This is a genomic window from Streptomyces vulcanius (genome assembly GCF_042653945.1).
GTDB classification, from domain to species: Bacteria; Actinomycetota; Actinomycetes; order Streptomycetales; family Streptomycetaceae; genus Streptomyces; species Streptomyces mangrovi.
Window position 1 is genome coordinate 19,875 of the sequence record NZ_JBHSFK010000063.1, and the last position, 17,815, is coordinate 37,689.

Consider the following 17,815-nt stretch of genomic DNA (forward strand, 5'->3'; position numbering starts at 1 on the left):
CCGTAGTAGAACTACCCCGAGAGGACTCCCGTGTCACCCCTGCCGTCCCCGCGTATCTGCGGTGTACGCATCGTTGTCAGCACGGACTTACGCGCCCACGCACTTGCCGCCCGGCCTGAGATTCCCGGGATGCCACGCGGCTCCGTCATGTGCGAGTTGACGGAGCACGGCCCAGAGCAGCACGCGGGCCGCATCCGCCCGCTCGCGCGCCCCGAGGGCGGGGCGGTGTGGGCCACCTGGACCACCCCGGACGAAGTCGTCTGCCTCGCCCTGTACGACTGCGCCAAGCACAGCAAGGACCAGGAGCGGCCCTGTTCCCTGTTCGGCGCGCATCTGGGCCCCTGCTCGCTTGCCCGCGATGACGCCTTGGTGGAGGACCCTGCGCGGGCCGCGCGCATCGACGCCGCACTGGGCGTCCTGACCGAGGCCGACCAGCACGACATGCCAGCCGTCCGATCCGCTGCCCACGATGCCGCCCTCCTCACCTGGGACGAACTTCGTGCCCGCCGCATCTGGACCAAGCTGCCGGCCTGCGACCGGGCCGCGATGTACCGGCTCCTCGCCCGCGCCGACTCCCTTCGCTCGACACGCGCATCCGTCGCCAGCACCGCGAGCAAACTCGCGGCCGACGTCGCACAGATGACACAGCTTTGGGAGCCGTACTCACCGCAGCGACTACCCGACGGGGACACCGCCGCAGCCCTCCTCGACACTCTCGATCGCCTTCCCCCGGAATGGCGCACTTTGGCGTTGGGCGGCCAGCGTGAAAGGCGCTACCAGGCCCGGATGCCGCTCGACGAAGCCGTGGCCTGGGCCGACCGCCACAGCTCCGAGGGACTGGCCCCGCCGCCCCCCGAAGACGACTGGACGGCCGAGTGGGACCGAAAAGAGGACAAAAGGCAGGGAGCGACCACCAGCGAACGGCTCGCAAAACTACCGACCGGCTGGCAGGTCGACGCGGTGCGCCGCATAGCGCTCGGCGCTGACGCGCTCGGCACCATCGGCCACACGGCCATCAGCATCAACGTGATCCGCCTCTATGGCGTCGACCGCGCCCTTCCTGACACCGGACGTCTGACGTCCACCTGACCGTTCGTTCCCAGAACACCTGAGGAGAAGGGCAACACGGATGATCGTGTGGATCAGCGGTGCGCACGGCGTTGGGAAGACGACGCTCGCCACCGCTCTTGCCAGCGAGCTTTTTGGGGCGGTGGTTGCCGATCTCGAGTCCATCGGGCGCGCTGTCCAAAATACGCTCCGAGGCCATCCCTTCGCACAGCAGGACTACCAGAGCTGCCCTCCGTGGGACGCGACCGCAGTGGCCTTTCTCTCTGGCCTGCACGCCTACATCGACGGCCCGGTCATCGTCCCGATGACCGTCATCGACCAAGACCTGCTGGCCACACTGCTGACGGCCCTGAGCGAGTCGGCGGACGTACACCACCTCGTGCTGCACGCCGACCCCACGGTGCTCAAAGAGCGCATCATCTCCGCCCGCGTGCCCGGCGAAGGCTCGATCGATGCCGCCGAGCCCTGTGCGGACCGACTGCGCCACCTGGACAGTGGCTGCTGCGCAGCCGTGGGCGGGCTCCACGCCGACGGTCACGTCATCGACACGAGCATGCTCACCCAGAAACAGGTCCTCACCTCTGCGCTCGCTCACCTCTCCGTCAGAGAAGCCACGACCCGCGCGGCGTGTGAGGACGGGCAGGTACCGCGATGACTGGGACCAGACGAGGCGGCCATGCTGACTTCGGTGAGGTGGAAGCGTCCGTCGTCGTAGCGGAGCGCCGCCTCGTCCTCCACGACCAGCAGGCCGGTGCCGGACGGCGGGTCGCTCTGCTCGGCCGCCTGCGGGGAGGCGTCGGTGCGCTGCCATGCCCGCCACAGTGCTCCGCCGGCGTCGAGTTGGGTGTCCGCCCGGCGGGCGAACTCGGAGCTGCCGTGTTCCCGGCCGGCCTCAAGGTGGCTCACGTACGAGGGGTCGATGTTCAGGCGCTGGGCGAGACCTGTCTTCGACAGACCCCGCACGCTGCGCCAGTGCGTGAGTTCCGCAGCGAACGTCGCCCGTTCCTCCCTCTCCAAGGTGGCTTTTCTCTCCGGGAGTTGCTGACGACCGTGAGTGAGCGCTCCTCATGGTCGCCTCATCCTGCCCGGTTGAAGCCCAATGGTGCTTTGCAGCGGCGCCGGCGAACCTCCAGGACGGCGTGCGCCTCGTCCTCCAATCGTTGCCACGGCGTCCTCATCCGAAGTTCACGTTCCGTGTCACCACGAAGGATGCCCGTGAAGGTGATCACCCGCTCGGTTCTGCAAACCAACAGGAGGCCCAGTGCCGCCGAGGGACAGAGGCCCACATGAGTCCGAACAGTACCTACTGGATGAACTACGCCATTAGCGTCGCACAAAGGGCGTCGCAATCAGGCCGGCGGGTCGGCGTTGCGCTCGTTTCCGAACACAACGAGTTGATTTACTCCGCCTTCGAGGGCGAAGCACGCGGCGCATCCTGGTATCGCACTCTGCGGAGCAAGATACAAGAACTCGGAACACCCAGCGCACACAGCGCATATCTGACGATCAACACCCTGTCAGCGGACTGCTCGTTTGAGCTCGGCGAGCTCTTGAAGGAAGTGCGCATCGGCAGGGTCTATGTCGGTCTGCCAGACCCCGCGCTGACGAGTTACCTCGACGACGATCCCGTCACTGCACGAGGTCTCACACACCGCTTCCCCGACGATCTGAAGCGCGAGATCCTCGAGCAGAACCGAGACTTATACGCAGCGAGCGAGCAAAATATCGAGTGCAACCCCCACTACTCCACACATCGCATCAGTGAAGCCGTCTCCTCCAGGCTGAAGTCGAAGGGTTTCGCACTTTCCAGGAGTGATGTCAATGCGAACAGGGGGAGGATCGCGCTCGCTTCTCTGATCTGCCAGAGGTATGGGATCGAGTACAACGAGGCTGATCGCGCCGTAAACGACGCACTGTCCGAAGCCTTTGACGCGAAATACGGCACCTATGACTACGCGTACGACGCTCGTGCCGCCAACTTGAGGTGGACCGACGACTTCATGTCGGTTTACGGGAGGTCGTCCACAAGGCCTCTGTCTACCGTCAACATCCTCAACGTCGGCGTCGGAGGCGGCTACGAAGCAGCAGCTCTGTTTTCGGATTGCCCGCAGATCACCTTCGTTGACATCGCGGAACGTGGCCTTGCAAATATAAGCGAACGTATTCCCTCATCGAGAACCGTCGTCTCCAGCGCCGAAGACCTGTCTGCCCTACCGGAAGACAGTTACGATCTGTATGTCTCCTTGAGAACGTACAACTCGTCGTTCTTCGATACGTCTGCAGCGGCCTTAGAGGCGCACAGAGTACTGAAACCTGGCGCGGTGATCATCGTCTCCGTGGCCAACGGATTTCTGTATACTCAGCGGGGCTGCGTCGTCCCAGGACTGATCATCCCCGGTACTGACTTCGTCGACCTCTATCGCGGGATGGACACAGTCAATCTGATTGGCGCGGAGCTCGACTGTGCCGGATTCAAAGATATCCGAATGTTCCCAACAAGCACCGAGATCTACCTGTCAGCTGTCACCGCCTGACGTTTCCACCGCCCCTCGAGCCGGCCACGTCCGCGACGTCCCATCAGTTCCGCGGGAAGGCTGAATCGCAGACGGCCCGGTGCGACCGGACTGTTCAGAGTGACCAGCGCGAAGGAAGGACTTCTGCATGAACGGGCCAGTGACGGTTGCCCGTCGGATCCTGCAGTTCAACGAGGAACTTGCGGAAACGACGCTTGACCTGCCTCCCGGATTCACGGTCATCAATCCGTTCAGCGGCCCCCGGAAGGAGCGTGTCCGCGAGGTCACGACTGCGTTCTACAACAAGTACTACGACGACGATAAGCCGCGCCGTCTGGTACTGGGGAGCTCGCCCGCCCGACGCGGCACGGCCGTGACCGGGGTCCCGTTCGAAGATGCCAAGCTCCTCGAAAGCGAAACGGGAGTCGATGTCGACGGCTATGCGGTGAGCCGGCCTTCCGCCGGGTTTCTGCACGACGTCATCAGCCGCTACGGGGGCCGCGGTAAGTTCTATGCCGATTTCGTCATGAGTTTTGTGTGCCCCCTTGGCCTGGTGAGAACGAACGCCAAGGGAAAAGAGGTCAACTGCAACTACTACGAGAACAAGAAGCTGCTGGAGATCCTGCACTCTTTCCTCGTGGACACCTTGGAACGCCAGCTGGCATTCGGAACTGACACCTCGGTGTGTTACTGCATTGGAAGTGGCGAGAACTTCGCGTTCCTCTCGAAGGTGAACGAGGGCCAGCGCTTCTTCCAAAGGATCGCGCCCTTGGAGCATCCGCGTTTCATCACTCAATACAACCGGGATAGAGAGGAAGAATTCGCCGAGAAGTACCTCAGCGCGTTCCGCGGACAAGGCGATTAGTCGCGGCGTCCTCCGGAATGCTTGCCAACCTCCCAGCTAATTCGACGAAGGCCGTAGGCTCCCAACGCCGGAACGAGAAGGAGAATATACATTGGCGACAGAAGGCAGGGTCCTGGTCCATTTCGACTCGGAAGGCGTGAGCGTTTACCGTTCCCGGAGCGGCGAGTTGAAACTACTCAAAAGGGAGCGGCTCGCGTTCGAAGGCAGCCGCGCTCACGAGGTGCTGGCAGACAGAGTCGGCGAGTTCTGCGCCGGACTCACGGAGGTCAACGAGGTCGTCGACAGCACGACAACGCGCCTGTACGCCACCGGGGTCTTTCAGCAGCTCCCGCAGCTGGAAGCGGCCACACTGGTCAACAGCGTCTATGTCGACACCGGTCTCTATTTCAACATAGTCGGGCCTGAGTTGGAGCGGTTCTACCTGGAAACAGGAATGTCCGCGTGCGGATCGGACGACATGATAGAAGGTCTGATCCGGCGGGAATTCCGGAATGCTGTCGTCTGCGGCAGCTTCCAGCAATCTCTGGGGTACATCGAGGACACCATCGCCCGTCTGCGTGAGATCGGCACCGTCGTGCTGAGCCCTCGGTCCACAAGGATCAAGCCGGAGACCGCGGGCACCGACTTCATCCTCTTCGACTACCAGGATCTCCTGAAGAACGAACGCGACACGTGGCGGCACAAATACATGCACATGGACGCGTTCAGGCGGGCCGACGCTGTTGTCTTATGCAACCCCGGCGGTCGCGTCGGAAGCGGCACGATCTTCGAGCTCGGCTTCATGGCCGCGCTTTCCAAGAGAGTCATCTTCACGGAGGAGCCCCGGGGCGTTTCCGTCTTGTTCCCTTGTGAGGTCGGCCTGGGAGCCTGAGCACTTCCGCTGAACGCTGCGGCACTCTATCCCGTTCTTGAATCCCCGACCGGAACCCGGCGGCGTTTCGGTGAACGGAACGGGGCCGGGAGCAGGTCTCCGGCTCATCCTCGCTCTCTCCAACCAGATCTCAATTCTCGGCTACGAAGATACGGAAAGGACCTCCGCCGGTGCGCGATGCAGAACCCGACATAGTGCGCGACAGGCTGCGAGAGATCGTGGCGTCTGTCCTCGAAGTCGAGAAGGACGACATCGAGTCTGGTGCCCTGTTCTACGAGGAACTCGGCATCAGCTCCCTGGAGAAGGTTGCGATCGCGGCCGCGATCGAGCGCGAGTTCGGAGCCCTGTCCGCTGAGGATGCGGCAGCCCTCACCAGCCTGGACGCCGCGGTGTCCGTGCTCAGTGCCCGTGCGACAAGCCTCCGCGGGGTCGACCTGATCGACCGCCTGGTGGCGGGTCACGTCTCCGCCGGCCGGGGTGAAAGGACCAGCTACCTCGACCCCCAGGCAGGGGAGATCACGTACGCCGGCCTCCTGGAGGCGGCACGTGGGTACGCGGGCGCCCTCAGGGCAGCAGGTGTGCCTAAGGGCGCCCGCGGCCTCCTGGTCGCTGACGACTCCGTGGCGACCGTCGTCGCCGTCCTCGGCCTGTGGTGGCACGGCTGCGTCCCCGTGGTGATCAGCCCGATGCTCACGGACGACGAAGTCCGCTACGTCGCCGAGAACTGCGCCGCCGCGGTGGTGCACCTCGACGCAGCCCCCAAGCGGCAACGCGCCTTGGAGGAGCTGTTGGAGACGACCCCCCAGTTCGCCGGCGCTGACGTCCGCGCCGCTCTGGCCACGGCCGCGCCCGGCCCCGCACACCGCCCGCAGGAGGCCGGGCCCCCGACCGCGTGGAGTGCGGGGCGCGAGGCGCTCGTGCAGTACACCTCCGGAAGCACCGGCATGCCCAAGGGAGTCCGGCACTCGGCGGGAGCGATCGCGGCGATGACCGACAGCATCGGCACCGTACTGACGCTGACTCCCGAGGACACCGTGCTGTCCACCGCCCGGATGTCCTTCGGCTACGGCTTCGGCAGTTCCGTCCTGTGCCCGCTGGCGGCCGGCTCCCGCGTTGCGCTCATCAGTGGCACGGTCGACGTCCACTCACTCACCGCCGCGATGCAGCGCCACCAGCCCACCGTGCTGTTCTCCGTCCCACGGCTGTACGCCGCGCTGCTGAACGCCTCCGAGTCGGCGGCGCTCGCCTCCGACTCCGTGCGGCTGTGCGTGGCGGCGGGCGAGAATCTGCCGGCTCCGCTCGCTGAGCGGATCCGCACCGCCTTCCAGGCCGAGCTGCTCAACGGTCTCGGCGCCACCGAGGTGCTCTACATAGTCGTCGGCACGACGCCGGGGAAGGAACATCCGGGCACCTTCGGGGTCCCGGTGCCCGGGATCACCGCGACCGTCCGCGCGGTGGACGGCACGCCCGTCGCCGACGGGGAGGAGGGCCGGCTGCACATCGCCGGCCCGACCGTCGCCCTCGGCTACATCGGCCGCCCGGAGGCTGCAGCGGTCACCTTCGCCGACGGCGGTGCCTACACCGGCGACGTGGTGCGCCGTGCACCGGACGGCACGTTCACCCATCTCTGCCGCGCCGATGACCTGCTCAACCTGGGCGGCTACAAGGTCTATCCGCGTGAGATCGAGAGCGTCGTCCGCGGCGCTGACGGCGTCCAGGACTGCGTGGTGGTCGGCGGCCGCGACGCTGACGGCCTGGAGCAAGCCGTGGCGTATCTGGTGGCCGGGCCGGGATTCGACACGGCCGTGGTGCGGCGTACGGTGATCGCCGCGATCCGTGGCGGTCTCGCCGTCTACAAGCGGCCCGCCCGTCTGGAGTTCCTCGACAAGCTCCCGACCACCTCGACCGGCAAGCTGGCCGCCTTCGAGCTGAGGAAGGCGGCTGGACAACCGTGACCTGGGACATCACGGGCATGGCCGCCGTCGCCAACATCGGTGCCAGCCCCGAAGAGATATTCGCCGCGCTGTGCGCGGGCCAGGAGAGCCGCACGCCTCTGCGAGCGTTCGCCCCCGACAAGTACCGGGCGGCCTACGCCTACGAGATCGACGACCGGCCCGAAGGCGGTGGCGACATCCCGTGCCGCGCCACCCGCTGGCTCACCACCGTTGTCCGTCAGGCAGTCGCTGACGCGGGCCTGGGCGAGGACCTGTCCCAGGTACCCGTGTTGGTCGGGACCACCATGCGCGAGCAGCGCAGCCTGGAATTGTGGTGGCGTGATGACGCGGACGTCGCCCTTGCGGACCTGCACTTCGGCACCGCCCTGAAGGCGACACTCGGGGCGTCCACCACATACACCTTCGCCAACGCCTGCTCAGCCACTCTCTACGCGCTCGGCATGGCCACCGACATGATCGAGCTCGGAATGGCCGACACGGTCGTCATCGCCGGCACCGACGCCGCCACCGAGAGCGGCTTCGGCACGCTCGACCGGGTGCAGAACGACATCCCCGACGCGCTCCGCCCCTTCGACACCACGCACAAGGGCATGCTGATGGGGGAGGGCGCGGCAGCCGTCGTCGTCCAGCGCGCCGGCACCGGGAACGGGCGCGTGCACGCCCGGGTGCGCGGGGTGTCCATGAACTGCGACGCCCACCACGCCACCGCGCCCGACCCCGACGGCATCACACGCGCGGTCCAGGACGCCTACAGCAGAGCAGGAGTACAGGCGCAGGACATCGACCTGGTGATGCTGCACGGCACCGGAACCCCCCGCAACGACGCGACGGAGTCGAGCGTCCTGAGCCGCATCTTCCACGGCGCCGGATCCGGGCCGCGGATGACCGCCATCAAGGCGATGACCGGCCACACCCTGGGCGGTTCGGGACTCCTCAGCCTCGTGATGGCTGTGCTCGCCATGAAGGCAGGGACGGTACCCCCCGTCCTGGGACTCACCGACCCGATCCCCGAGGCCGCGGGACTGGACCTGGTACAGGGCGCCCCCGCAGCCGGCGGCCTGACCATCGCTCAGATCGACGCGTTCGGCTTCGGAGGGATCAACGCCGTCGCGATCGTGGAGGCCGCCCGCCCGATGAGCGGAACGAGTACCGCACGGATGAGCATCCCGAGCGCCCGGGAGGTCGTCGTCACGGGCATCGGACTGGCGCTCCCCGGTGTCGCGAAGTACGGCGACCTCCTCGGACCGCTGCCCGGCGAGGGCGGCTTCGACCCGGCCACCGGCCTCCGCGGACGCGAGATGCGCCACAAAGACCGGGCGTCCCGGCTCGCTCTGCGGGCTGCCGAGTCGGCCCTCCACGACGCGGGCCTGACCGACGCCACTGCGACGTTCACGGGCGTGGCCGACTCGACCGCCGTCGTGGTCAGCACCAACCTGGGCAACGTGGACAGCGTCTGCGAAGCCGCCGACACCATCGCCAGGGAAGGCGTCACGGGCCTGAGTCCGTTGGGCCTGCCCCAGACCTCGAGCAATGTCGTCGCCGGCTGGGTGGCCATCCGCTTCGGGCTGCGCGGACCCAACCTCACCGTCTGCAACGGCGTCACCAGTGGTCTGGACGCCCTCGCCTGGGCCCGGAACCTCATCGAGGTCGGGCGCGCCGCAGCAGCCGTCGTCGTCGGCGTCGAACCGGCCAACCACGTGGCGACGAGGCTGGTCGGCAAGCAGTCCACCGACGCGGCGGTCGCGATCGTCCTCGAATCAGCGAACGCAGCAGCCTCCCGTGGCGCGCGGCCGCGCGCCACGATCGCCGGGTACGCACGGGCCCGCGATCTCGCCGTGGCGCTGACTTCCGCCGGTGTGACTGAGGAGAAATCCGTCGGACTCTGGCTCGTCGACGAGGCGGGCGCCGGAGCGGGCCAGCTGCTCGCAGCCACGCGCCAGATCGACCTGGAAGCCCAGCTGGGCCCGCTCTCCGGGGCGCTGGGTGTCCTGCAGTGTGCTGCCGCGGCCGCCCATCTGGAGAGGGACGCCACCGGGATAGCGCTCGCCACAGCTGGAGGCCCACGTCACGACGCGGCAGCCGCTCTGCTACTGACCCCTTGACCGACCACTCGACCATCCACGTAGGAGCCAGGGAAACACCAATGACCACTGCGTCCGTGAACATCGAGGAGCTCCGCGCTCTGATAGCCGGAGCACTGGAGATCGAACCCGAGGAGGTCACCGACGAGGCGCACTTCACCGACGAGCTCGAGATCGACTCGCTGCTGATGCTCGAGATCTCAACCCGCGTGGAGAACGCGTTCGGCGTCCCGGAGAACACCGTGGTCATCAGCGGTGCTAAGACCCTCGCCGAGCTGCATGCCTTCATCACCTCGAAGCTCCTCGGCCAGACGTCGGCCCAGCCGGTCATCCGCCCGAGGCCGCTGAGCGACCCAGCGGCGCGCCTCTTCCTGTTCCACCACGCCGGCGGCTCCCACCTGCTCTACCGGGGCTGGGCCGAGCACTTTCCTAAGGACTGGGAGCTCTGCCTCCTAGAGGCCCCGGGCCGAGGCCAGCTGCAGTCTTTGCCGCTGATCGACGACTGCGACCGGCTGGTCGACTACTTCCACACCGCGATCGCGCCCCTGCTCGACCGGCCCTTCGGGTTCTTCGGCCACAGCATGGGCGCACTCATCGCCTACCAGCTCACCCGCCGACTTCACCACGAAGGAGACCCGCTCCCCAAGTGGCTGGGTGTGTCCGCCTACGGCGCCCCGCGAGGCGCGGACGGCGCCGATGGCCTCCCCCATCTGATGTCCGACGAGGAACTGCGTGGCTGGCTGCGGAACGTGGGCGGCAGCACGCCGCAGCTCCTCGACGACGACGCCGTCTGGCACCAGTTCGCCCCGGTGTTCCGTGCCGACTTCAAACTCCTGGACACCTGGGCTCGTCCCCGCGACCACGAACCTCTGCCCGTTCCGCTCTCGGTATTCGGGGGCCGCCGCGACAAACTGATCGACGAGGAACGTCTGCTCGCCTGGCGAGCGTTCACCACGCACTTCCGCGGACTCGAAAGGTACGAGGGCGACCACTTCTACTTGATGAACCACCGGCGGCCTCTCGCTACCGCCATCACGGCCGCGATGCATTCCGCCGCTGCTTGAGCTCGCTCTCACCACCTCGCCATCCGCTAGATGCTCAATTCCAAGGGGTGTCTGCGGAGGGTGTGAGGCTGAGCGCTCAGGCGTCGGGGTCGACTTCGGGGTGCGTGAACCGCACGGGCCGGCCCAGCGACCGGGCGTAGGCGATTTCGGATCGGGTGCTGTCTCCGATGTAGTCGCCGACCACGAGCACCTCATCAGCAAGCAAGATCTTCGACCGGTGCAGCTCGTCGAGTCGAACCTTCAACGCCTCGGCCTCAACAGGATCGGACCACAGTGCGTGCGGCGACTTCAGGTCACAACCCGGCTTGACGACAATCCTTCCGGCCTTGGTCTCCCGCAGATCGGCCTCAGCCATCTCGGCCATGAAACGAGTGGAGCCGCAAATCGCAACAATACGCGGGAAACTCAGCTGTTTCTTCGCTTCAGCGAGCTTCTCCTCGGGGGTGATCACTTGCGGGGATGACACTGGTTCCTCCTGGTGGTACGGCCCGAGGGATGCCTTCGGAGACGAGAACGAAGGGTATCCAAGATCGTCTTGTGGCGAACGGCAGGGACACCCGTGCGCCCGCACTTTATGCGACGAGCATCCCTGCCTGGTGCCGCAGCGCCCGCCGGTCGGCCCCGCGCCCCGCCTGTGCATCGTTCCGATCAGCCGATTCACGCTGCAGGGGGCCGCGGTGTCGACTGGGTCGGCCAGTCCCCTGCCGGCAGCAGGTGGCGGTGCCGGGGCGAGCTCGGGTACTGCGACAACCCGAACGGGGGAGGCGCGATCAGATGACCGCATTGACGGAGCGTTGTCCGTCGGCCATCTTGCGGTCCCTCTGCACCCGGCGCGGCTGGCCGCGGAACGCTGAGCACTTTCGGGCCACGGTCCGTACCCGCGCGTCCTGATCGACCCGACCACCTGGCGCCCGCCCGTCATCTGACCGCTATCACTGTGCGCTTCGACGAGGAGACCATGTCCACCGCATCTCACCAGCCCGCCCCCAAGCCTGCCTCCTCTTCCGCACCCGGCCGCACCGCGGAGGAAGAGCTAATCATGGCGGTCGCCGCCACGCTGGTGCTCGCGTACGGGCTGCACCCGGCAGACATAACGCGTATCCCGGAAGGGACCGCGACGGACAACTACGCCGTCGTGGACCAGGCAGGCCAGCTGCACTTCGCCAAGGTCTACCGGACTCGAGATCGCCTGGATCTGGAGCTGGCGTCGGTCGAACTGTCCGAGTACTGCGCCGACGGAGGTGTCGCGACCGCGCGGGCAACCCGCACGCGCGAGCATGAACTCATCGAGACCCACGGTCGCCTGCCGATGTCCCTGTGGTCGTACGTGCCGCACACCGCGACCGCCGAAGGCGGCCTGACGGGTGCACGGTGGGCAGCGGTCGGCACGGCGATGGGCCAACTCCACAGCCGGCTCGCCACTCACCCTGCCGCCGCACCGACCCTGGAACCTGGTGCCGCCGTGTGCGACGTGGCCGCCTCATGGGACCGCTTCGAGCGCCTGATTCATGCGTACCAGCAGAAACCCAGGCTTGGGGAGTTCGAGACGTGGGCGCTGCAGGCAGCGCGTGAGCGACAAGCCATCCTGGGGGACGTCGAGCGTGCCCTCGCTTTGCTTCCACAGCTGTCCGTCCAGGTCCTGCACGGCGACATGGCCGGCCCCAACGTCCTGTTCAAGGACAACGAGGTAGCCGCGATCGTGGACTTTCGACCGCCCGCACCCGGGTACCTCGCCTGGGAGATCGCGCGTCTTGGCTGCGACCCCAAGAGCGTGTTGGACAACAGTGCGGAGAGCTGGCTCACCGGATACATCGATCTCACCCTGGCCTACCGAGACGCCAACCCGAAGGCGTCCGCGGGCGACCTCGTGTCCTCGCTTCGTGTCGGCTGTGCAGCCATGCTCTGCTCGGCCTTTCCGCTGTCGGTACCAGTGGAACGACCGCACATCGTCGACGCCGCTATGGAGGCCTACGGGCGGGTGCGGCACGAGGCAGCGCTGATGCTGCTGGGCCGGCTCCCTGTGATCGAGGAGGCCCTGCATGACGCTCTTCGCTGAGTTCATGACCTCCATGGCCGACGTAACTCACGCAAGCCGCAACCCCGGACAGCGAACTCGCCTGTCCGGGCCCGCGGTAGCAGCAGGGCACTTAAGGGCCGGCGCGCCGAGCTCGGGATGGAGCCGGGCGGCGGCCGCGGTAGGTCAGGAGAGCGGGCGGCGATCATCTGGTGAGCTGGTCCACCCGGCGCAGGTCGTCGGGGCTAGTGTTGATCGCGGCGATGTTGGCGAGCCACTGCATCCACACCGGCTCGATGCCGGGCGCGGCCTCGAACTCGGCGTCCGTGATGCGTCCCTGGGCGTAGGCGACCGTCCGGTCTGCCAACTCCTGCAGAGCATCAGGAGTGATCCAGCGGACGTTCTTCGTCTCGTGGGCGCTCGGGGTGACGTCGCCGGTGACGGTGGCCCGGTAGACGGTCCATTCATGGCGGTGGCCGGTGCTGCGTGCGCCGGGAAGGCGGCGGCATGGGTTGTCCCGCCAGCCGCCGGTGACGTGGGTGAGGCCGGTAACGGTGAGGCCGAGCTCTTCCTCGACCTCGGCGCGGCCCGCGTCCTCGGAGGTCCCGTGGTCGTCGATATGGCCAGCGGCAGGTGCCGTGCCGGACGGGAAGGTGGCGCGGTCGAACATCAGGTAGCGGCCCTGGTGATCGGTGATGACGATGCCGACCGAGGTGTTGTCGCAGGTCTTCATGGTCGCGTTCCTGGTGGGTGCTGGAGGTCGGGCGGCGGGGCGGTCCTCCCGCTGCCAGGCTAGTCGAGACCGGCCGCTCGAAGGCGGCCACCAAGCACGTACACAGTCAGCTCCACACGGGTCGTGGCGTTCCGGAAGCCCCGCACTCTACAAGTCCGCCCGACCCCCGCACGCACCAACGCGCTCTCTGGCGTACGGCGCTTGGGAACCTCGGCGATTCGGCCAACCGCCCTTGGTGGCAGCGCCGTTGCAGGAGCTGGGTCGGTGCAGTTTCCACGGTTCCTCGAACGCTCTATCCCGGGACTTCAGGACCGACCGAAAAACGTGTGTTCGATATCGGGGGTTGCGTCGTTGAGCCTCGCGAACCAGCCGTGACCGACCGACAGGGGGATTGACTTGACCTCGGGCAGCACAGCAGCACAATCGAGCACGGACGAAGCGGAGGGGACTCCACCGGACAGCGGGAGCACGGCGCAGGAGGAGGAGTTCCAGTACCGGGACGAGTCCCGGCTCCAGGCTGGCGCGCAGATGACGACGACCACGATGGCGCGGCGCCTGCCCGTGCTGGTGCGCCGGTCGTTGCGGATGGCGTGGCAGGTGGACCGGGGCGCGACGGCCGGGCTGCTCGCGTGCCAGATCGGCACCGGTGTGCTGGCCGCGCTGGGTCTGTTCGCCGTGGCCGGGACCCTCACCGCGCTGATCTCCTCCGGCGACATCACCGAGCGGCTGCGGGAGGCGGCTCCGCAGCTGGCCGTCATCGCGGTGGCTGCCGGGCTGCGCGCCCTGCTGGGGGTCACGGTGACCTGGCTGACCGGGCGGCTGAGGCCGGTGCTCGCCCGGGCCGCGGAAGTCAGCATGGTCGAGGCGGCTCTCGGCGCGGAGGCCGCGGCGAACAACAAGCCGGGGTACAACGACCAGTACGACATCGCCGACCGCGGCGCGCAGGTCACTCCCGACCTCGTGGAGGAAGCCCAGGACGTGCTGGCCGCCACGGCGACCCTCGCCGCCGGCGCGACCGTCCTCACCGTGATCCACCCGATTCTTTTGCCTCTGCTTCTCCTGGCGTGCCTGCCGCAGGCCGCCGCGTACGTGCGTGCGGCCCGCGTGGTGTACCTCGCGAGCCTGGAGACGTCGGGGCGCCGGCGGATGCTGCACAAGCTGCGCTGGCACATGTCCTACATGGAGTCCAGCGAGGAGATGCGGGCCTGCCTGGCCGGACCGTTCCTCCTCGGCCGTTACCGGCGCCTGGCCGCCTCCGTCAACGTCTCCGAGCGCGAGGCCGCGAACACCGGGGCCTGGATGGGCCTGGCCGGTGCGGCGGCCGGCGGAGTCGCCTCGGCGGCGGTCTGGGCGACCCTGCTGTGGCTCCTGGTCTCCGGCCGGATGGACCTGGCGGCCGGCGGGGGCGCGGTCTTCGCCCTGCAGACGGCAACCGGCTCCGTACGCGGCATCATCAACGGCGGGGCCCGGCTGGTGCGCACCGGCTGGTACGTGCAGGACTGGCAGAACTTCATCGACAACGCGCACGGGCAGGCGATGGTGGCCTCACGTGGCTCCGAGGTACTGCCGGCGCCGCCGGAACGCTTCGAGGTCCGCGACGTCACCTACCGGTACGACGGTGCGGAGAAGGACAGCCTGGCCGGTGTGTCGCTGAAGGTACGGCGCGGGGAGATCGTGGCGCTGGTCGGGGAGAACGGTTCGGGGAAGACGACGCTGTCCCGGCTGATCTGCGGGCTGCTGCTGCCGGCCTCCGGGGAAGTGGCCTGGGACCACACGACCACCGCGCGGCTGGAGCCGTGGGAGGCGTGGAAGCACGTAGCGGTAGCACCGCAGCGGTTCACCTACCTGCCGCTGACGCTGCGCGACAACGTCACCCTGGGGCAGGGCGACACCAGCGACGCCGCGCTCATGGCGGCCTGCGAGGCGTCCGGAGCCGCGGGCATGCTGCCCGCCCTCCGTTCCGGCCTCGACACCCTCCTGACCAGCGAATGGTTCGGCGGCCACCAGCTGTCCGGCGGGCAGTGGCAACGCGTCATCCTGACCAGGGCATTTCACCGGAAGGCGAGTCTTCTGGTGATGGATGAGCCCACGGCCGCCCTCGACGCCCGGGCAGAGCACCATGTTTTCACCGGCCTTCGGGACCTGGCCAAGGACAGGGCCATCCTTCTGATCACGCACCGGCTCGCCAATGTCGCCGTGGCGGACCGGATCGTCGTCCTCGACCAGGGCCGCTTGGTCCAGGAGGGAACGTACGCGCAGCTCACCCGCGAGCCCGGGCTCTTTCGGACCCTGTGGGAACTGGAGCAGCGCACCGGCGGTGCGCCCGGTCCCACCTGAGCCCCCGCCGCCGTCCTGAGCAGACCCCGACCGTCCGACGGCGGCCGGGAGTCCTCTGACCCGCCGACCTGGCCGGCCGATCCGGCACCCCGACGACCAACGCGACCGACACCCCCCGGGAGGAACCGTGCTCCCCGACCGCACCGAACCTGATGGGCGGTGTGCCCTGCCGCTCCGCCATCCCGCGCCCGGGCGCGAGCTCTGCCGGATGAGCGAGACGAAGCCGCTGCCCGCGGCACTGCAGCGCTGGGCGGAACAACGGGTCGGCCCCGTCGTGTCCGTCCGCGACGCCTCGCACGACTGGGCGCCGTTCCCGGGTGTGGGACCTGGAGGGCGAACGCAGGGTGCACCACTACCTGAAGGTCTCGCCCTCGGGAAGTTCTTCACCCGCGAGAGCCGGGCATATCGCCACATCGTCCTCGCCCTTGGACACACCAGGGCGCCCCACCTCATCGACAGCCGTGCCCAGGACCTGGCCCTGCTGCTCACCGCGGTCCCCGGCGCCCTGGTCCTCTTCCTCGGCGTACGCGGCACCCTCGCCGTCGGAGCGGTCCTCCAGATCGTCCCCGTGGTCCTTCTGCTCGTCTCCCCTGTCCGCGCACTCCGGGACATGCCCGTCCCGCCCGCGCGCACTACCGTGCCGCCTGCCCGTGAAGGAGCCTCATGACGACGACTTCGACCGCCGCGTACTGGGAACCGCTCTGGGCAGGCGGTCCTCGCTACCGGCAGCTCGACGACCCCGAGAACCGGCTGATGGACGATGCTCGCCGCCGCCCACAACGAAGGCCCCGCTCCCGGTCCGGCGTGGTGGTGCGCCGATATCACCACCAGCGACCTCACGGGCTTGCCGGAGCCCGCGTACGCGGTCATCACCTGCCGCCTGGTCTACCGGTGGATGGATGACAAGGCGGCCTTCCTCAACCGGGTCCGCCACCTCCTTGTCCCTTGCGGGACGTTCTGGGTGGTCACCGAGATCGCCGGACGCCGTGAGGACACCGACCCTCTCCAAGGTCTCGGGATCAGCCCCGCCGAGACCGAAACCCTCACCTCCGGCTGGTCTGCCGTCCAGACCGCCGACCTTGACGTGCTCCGCTGCTACGCCCTGCGCCCCTGATCCCCACTCACCCCTTGCCGATGGAGGACTCGGTGGCTACCGAGCAGGACACCGTCGAAATCTGGAACACCTACGGCACCCACCAGCTCACCAGAGGACTTCAGCTGCCCGAACTGGACCGGTGGGACTGGGGAATCCCGGAAACCGGCCCCGGCATCAACGCCCTCGGCGAGGTGGCGGGACTACGCGTCCTCGACCTCGGCAGCGGCCTCGGCCGGCACGCCGCGAACCTGGCAGCCCTGGGCGCCAAGGTCACCGCCGTCGACACCTCACCCGCCCAGCACCAGCGCGCCCTCACCCGCTACCAGGACCACCCCGGCCTGCACCTGGTGTGCGCCGACGCGGTCGCACACCTGCACGCTGCCGACCCGTACGACCTGATCTACTCCGTCGGCTCCGTGCCGTACCTGGACCCCAACCGGCTGCTGTCCGCCCTGGCCAAGGGCCTCAAACCGGGCGGACGCCTGGTCTTCTCCGCGCTGCACACCAACTCGGACAGCGCCGGGCCCTCGAACGAGGTGACCCCCCGCCCCGAGATCCTGCGACTGCCCGGCACAACCCAGGACCACCCCGTGAACATGTGGTCCTCAGCGTGCAGCTGTGGGAAGACCTCCTGGTCCAGCACGGCCTCACCCTGGAATCGGTCACAGCGATCGACTCCCCGACGACGGACAACGCAGTCTCCTACCGGCTGTACACGGCCCGCCGTCAGGCACGCGTGCCGAGCCGTCCCCGCGCCAACGCACCTCCCCCGCCGAACACCGCCCTCGGGGTCGGTGTGATCGTGCACGGCCCTGACGGCGTCCTGCTCGGCCAACACCGGCGCCGTACCTGGGAGCTTCTGCCGGCGGGACCGTCGAACCGGGCGAGACCTTCGCCGAGGCCGCCGTCCGTGAGCTCCGCGAGGAGGCCGGCCTCGTGGCCGAGCCCGACGACGTGCAGGTGCTGGGCACGCTCCTGGACCGGGTGGGCGACGTCGTACGGCTGACGGTGCCCGTCCTGATCACCCGCTGGTCCGGCACCCCCCCATCAACGCGAAGAGGCCATCGGATCCTGGCGGTTCTGGCCTCTTACCGCGCTGCCCCAGCCGCTGTTCGTGCCCAGCGCCCAGTGCCTAACCGCCTGGAACCCCGCCCTCCCGCTCGATCACCCCCGCGCCCACTTCCAGCCGTACGCCTCCCCCGGCCGGTAGCCCGGCAC

Annotated in this window: 15 protein-coding genes and 3 pseudogenes; 15 read left to right on the plus strand and 3 right to left on the minus strand. The window is 68.0% G+C overall.

All coding sequences use genetic code 11. From position 1 onward, the window contains the following. The first annotated feature begins 156 nt into the window (after positions 1–156). Positions 157–1,089, plus strand: coding sequence for a hypothetical protein (locus tag ACFPIH_RS52335; protein ID WP_381167457.1), 933 nt, complete (start codon positions 157–159; stop codon positions 1,087–1,089). A gap of 40 nt (positions 1,090–1,129) precedes the next feature. Next, positions 1,130–1,723: an AAA family ATPase gene (locus ACFPIH_RS52340; protein WP_381167459.1), complete on the plus strand. Its 594-nt coding sequence runs from the start codon at positions 1,130–1,132 to the stop codon at positions 1,721–1,723. Here the strand turns inward: ACFPIH_RS52340 and ACFPIH_RS52345 are convergent. Next, a complete protein-coding gene (locus ACFPIH_RS52345; RefSeq protein WP_381167461.1) occupies positions 1,660–2,085 on the minus strand; it encodes a helix-turn-helix domain-containing protein in 426 nt (141 codons plus the stop codon). The two genes, ACFPIH_RS52340 and ACFPIH_RS52345, sit on opposite strands and share 64 nt — an antisense overlap. Before the next feature lie 293 nt (positions 2,086–2,378). On the opposite strand from ACFPIH_RS52345, the gene ACFPIH_RS52350 reads away from it, so the two are divergent. From ACFPIH_RS52350 to ACFPIH_RS52380, 7 genes and pseudogenes are all read left to right on the plus strand, one after another. Next, entirely contained in the window at positions 2,379–3,602 is a 1,224-nt protein-coding gene (locus ACFPIH_RS52350; RefSeq protein ID WP_381167463.1) for a class I SAM-dependent methyltransferase, read from the plus strand. Positions 3,603–3,729: 127 nt separating this feature from the next. Further along, the gene (locus ACFPIH_RS52355) at positions 3,730–4,446 is read left to right on the plus strand and encodes a uracil-DNA glycosylase family protein (RefSeq protein WP_381167465.1); all 717 of its coding nucleotides are present in this window, start codon (positions 3,730–3,732) and stop codon (positions 4,444–4,446) included. A 91-nt stretch (positions 4,447–4,537) separates the two neighbouring features. Beyond that, a complete protein-coding gene (locus tag ACFPIH_RS52360) occupies positions 4,538–5,317 on the plus strand; it encodes a nucleoside 2-deoxyribosyltransferase (RefSeq protein ID WP_381167467.1) in 780 nt (259 codons plus the stop codon). Between the two features lie 170 nt (positions 5,318–5,487). Then, on the plus strand, positions 5,488–7,272 hold the full coding sequence (locus tag ACFPIH_RS52365) for an AMP-binding protein (RefSeq protein WP_381167469.1): 1,785 nt from the start codon (positions 5,488–5,490) through the stop codon (positions 7,270–7,272). Beyond that, positions 7,269–8,402: pseudogene (locus tag ACFPIH_RS52370) on the plus strand (beta-ketoacyl synthase N-terminal-like domain-containing protein); the annotation flags it as partial. The gene ACFPIH_RS52365 and the pseudogene ACFPIH_RS52370, both read left to right, overlap by 4 nt. Before the next feature lie 126 nt (positions 8,403–8,528). After that, a pseudogene (locus ACFPIH_RS52375) lies at positions 8,529–9,374 on the plus strand (beta-ketoacyl synthase N-terminal-like domain-containing protein); the annotation flags it as partial. Positions 9,375–9,415: 41 nt separating this feature from the next. Next, positions 9,416–10,417, plus strand: a complete 1,002-nt coding sequence (locus ACFPIH_RS52380) for a thioesterase domain-containing protein (RefSeq protein WP_381167471.1) — start codon at positions 9,416–9,418, stop codon at positions 10,415–10,417. A gap of 76 nt (positions 10,418–10,493) precedes the next feature. Here ACFPIH_RS52380 and ACFPIH_RS52385 read toward each other — a convergent pair whose 3' ends face one another. Continuing rightward, positions 10,494–10,883: a hypothetical protein gene (locus ACFPIH_RS52385; protein WP_381167473.1), complete on the minus strand. Its 390-nt coding sequence runs from the start codon at positions 10,881–10,883 to the stop codon at positions 10,494–10,496. Between the two features lie 573 nt (positions 10,884–11,456). On the opposite strand from ACFPIH_RS52385, the gene ACFPIH_RS52390 reads away from it, so the two are divergent. Beyond that, the gene (locus ACFPIH_RS52390) at positions 11,457–12,473 is read left to right on the plus strand and encodes a phosphotransferase enzyme family protein (RefSeq protein WP_381167475.1); all 1,017 of its coding nucleotides are present in this window, start codon (positions 11,457–11,459) and stop codon (positions 12,471–12,473) included. Between the two features lie 163 nt (positions 12,474–12,636). Here the strand turns inward: ACFPIH_RS52390 and ACFPIH_RS52395 are convergent, their stop codons facing one another. Then, the gene (locus ACFPIH_RS52395; protein ID WP_381167477.1) at positions 12,637–13,164 is read right to left on the minus strand and encodes an NUDIX domain-containing protein; all 528 of its coding nucleotides are present in this window, start codon (positions 13,162–13,164) and stop codon (positions 12,637–12,639) included. 396 nt (positions 13,165–13,560) lie between these two features. Between ACFPIH_RS52395 and ACFPIH_RS52400 the strand changes: the two genes are divergently transcribed. The 5 genes and pseudogenes from ACFPIH_RS52400 to ACFPIH_RS52420 all read left to right on the plus strand — a co-directional run. Beyond that, a complete protein-coding gene (locus ACFPIH_RS52400; protein WP_381167479.1) occupies positions 13,561–15,501 on the plus strand; it encodes an ATP-binding cassette domain-containing protein in 1,941 nt (646 codons plus the stop codon). 208 nt (positions 15,502–15,709) lie between these two features. Beyond that, positions 15,710–16,168 carry a hypothetical protein gene (locus ACFPIH_RS52405; protein ID WP_381167481.1) on the plus strand — a complete coding sequence of 153 codons (459 nt, stop codon included), beginning with the start codon at positions 15,710–15,712 and terminating at the stop codon, positions 16,166–16,168. 177 nt (positions 16,169–16,345) lie between these two features. Continuing rightward, a complete protein-coding gene (locus tag ACFPIH_RS52410) occupies positions 16,346–16,615 on the plus strand; it encodes a hypothetical protein (protein ID WP_381167483.1) in 270 nt (89 codons plus the stop codon). A 32-nt stretch (positions 16,616–16,647) separates the two neighbouring features. After that, positions 16,648–17,397, plus strand: coding sequence for a class I SAM-dependent methyltransferase (locus ACFPIH_RS52415; RefSeq protein ID WP_381167485.1), 750 nt, complete (start codon positions 16,648–16,650; stop codon positions 17,395–17,397). A gap of 49 nt (positions 17,398–17,446) precedes the next feature. Further along, positions 17,447–17,590 (plus strand): annotated as a pseudogene (locus ACFPIH_RS52420) (NUDIX domain-containing protein); the annotation flags it as partial. Positions 17,591–17,815: the final 225 nt, after the last annotated feature.

Bases quoted from the DNA above. Each gene is read 5' to 3' on its own strand.
- ACFPIH_RS52340 (WP_381167459.1), top strand. From the start codon at position 1,130: ATGATCGTGTGGATCAGCGGTGCGCACGGCGTTGGGAAGACGACGCTC.
- ACFPIH_RS52395 (WP_381167477.1), bottom strand. From the start codon at position 13,164: ATGAAGACCTGCGACAACACCTCGGTCGGCATCGTCATCACCGATCAC.
- ACFPIH_RS52390 (WP_381167475.1), top strand. From the start codon at position 11,457: ATGGCGGTCGCCGCCACGCTGGTGCTCGCGTACGGGCTGCACCCGGCA.
- ACFPIH_RS52405 (WP_381167481.1), top strand. From the start codon at position 15,710: ATGAGCGAGACGAAGCCGCTGCCCGCGGCACTGCAGCGCTGGGCGGAA.
- ACFPIH_RS52355 (WP_381167465.1), top strand. From the start codon at position 3,730: ATGAACGGGCCAGTGACGGTTGCCCGTCGGATCCTGCAGTTCAACGAG.
- ACFPIH_RS52380 (WP_381167471.1), top strand. From the start codon at position 9,416: ATGACCACTGCGTCCGTGAACATCGAGGAGCTCCGCGCTCTGATAGCC.
- ACFPIH_RS52350 (WP_381167463.1), top strand. From the start codon at position 2,379: ATGAACTACGCCATTAGCGTCGCACAAAGGGCGTCGCAATCAGGCCGG.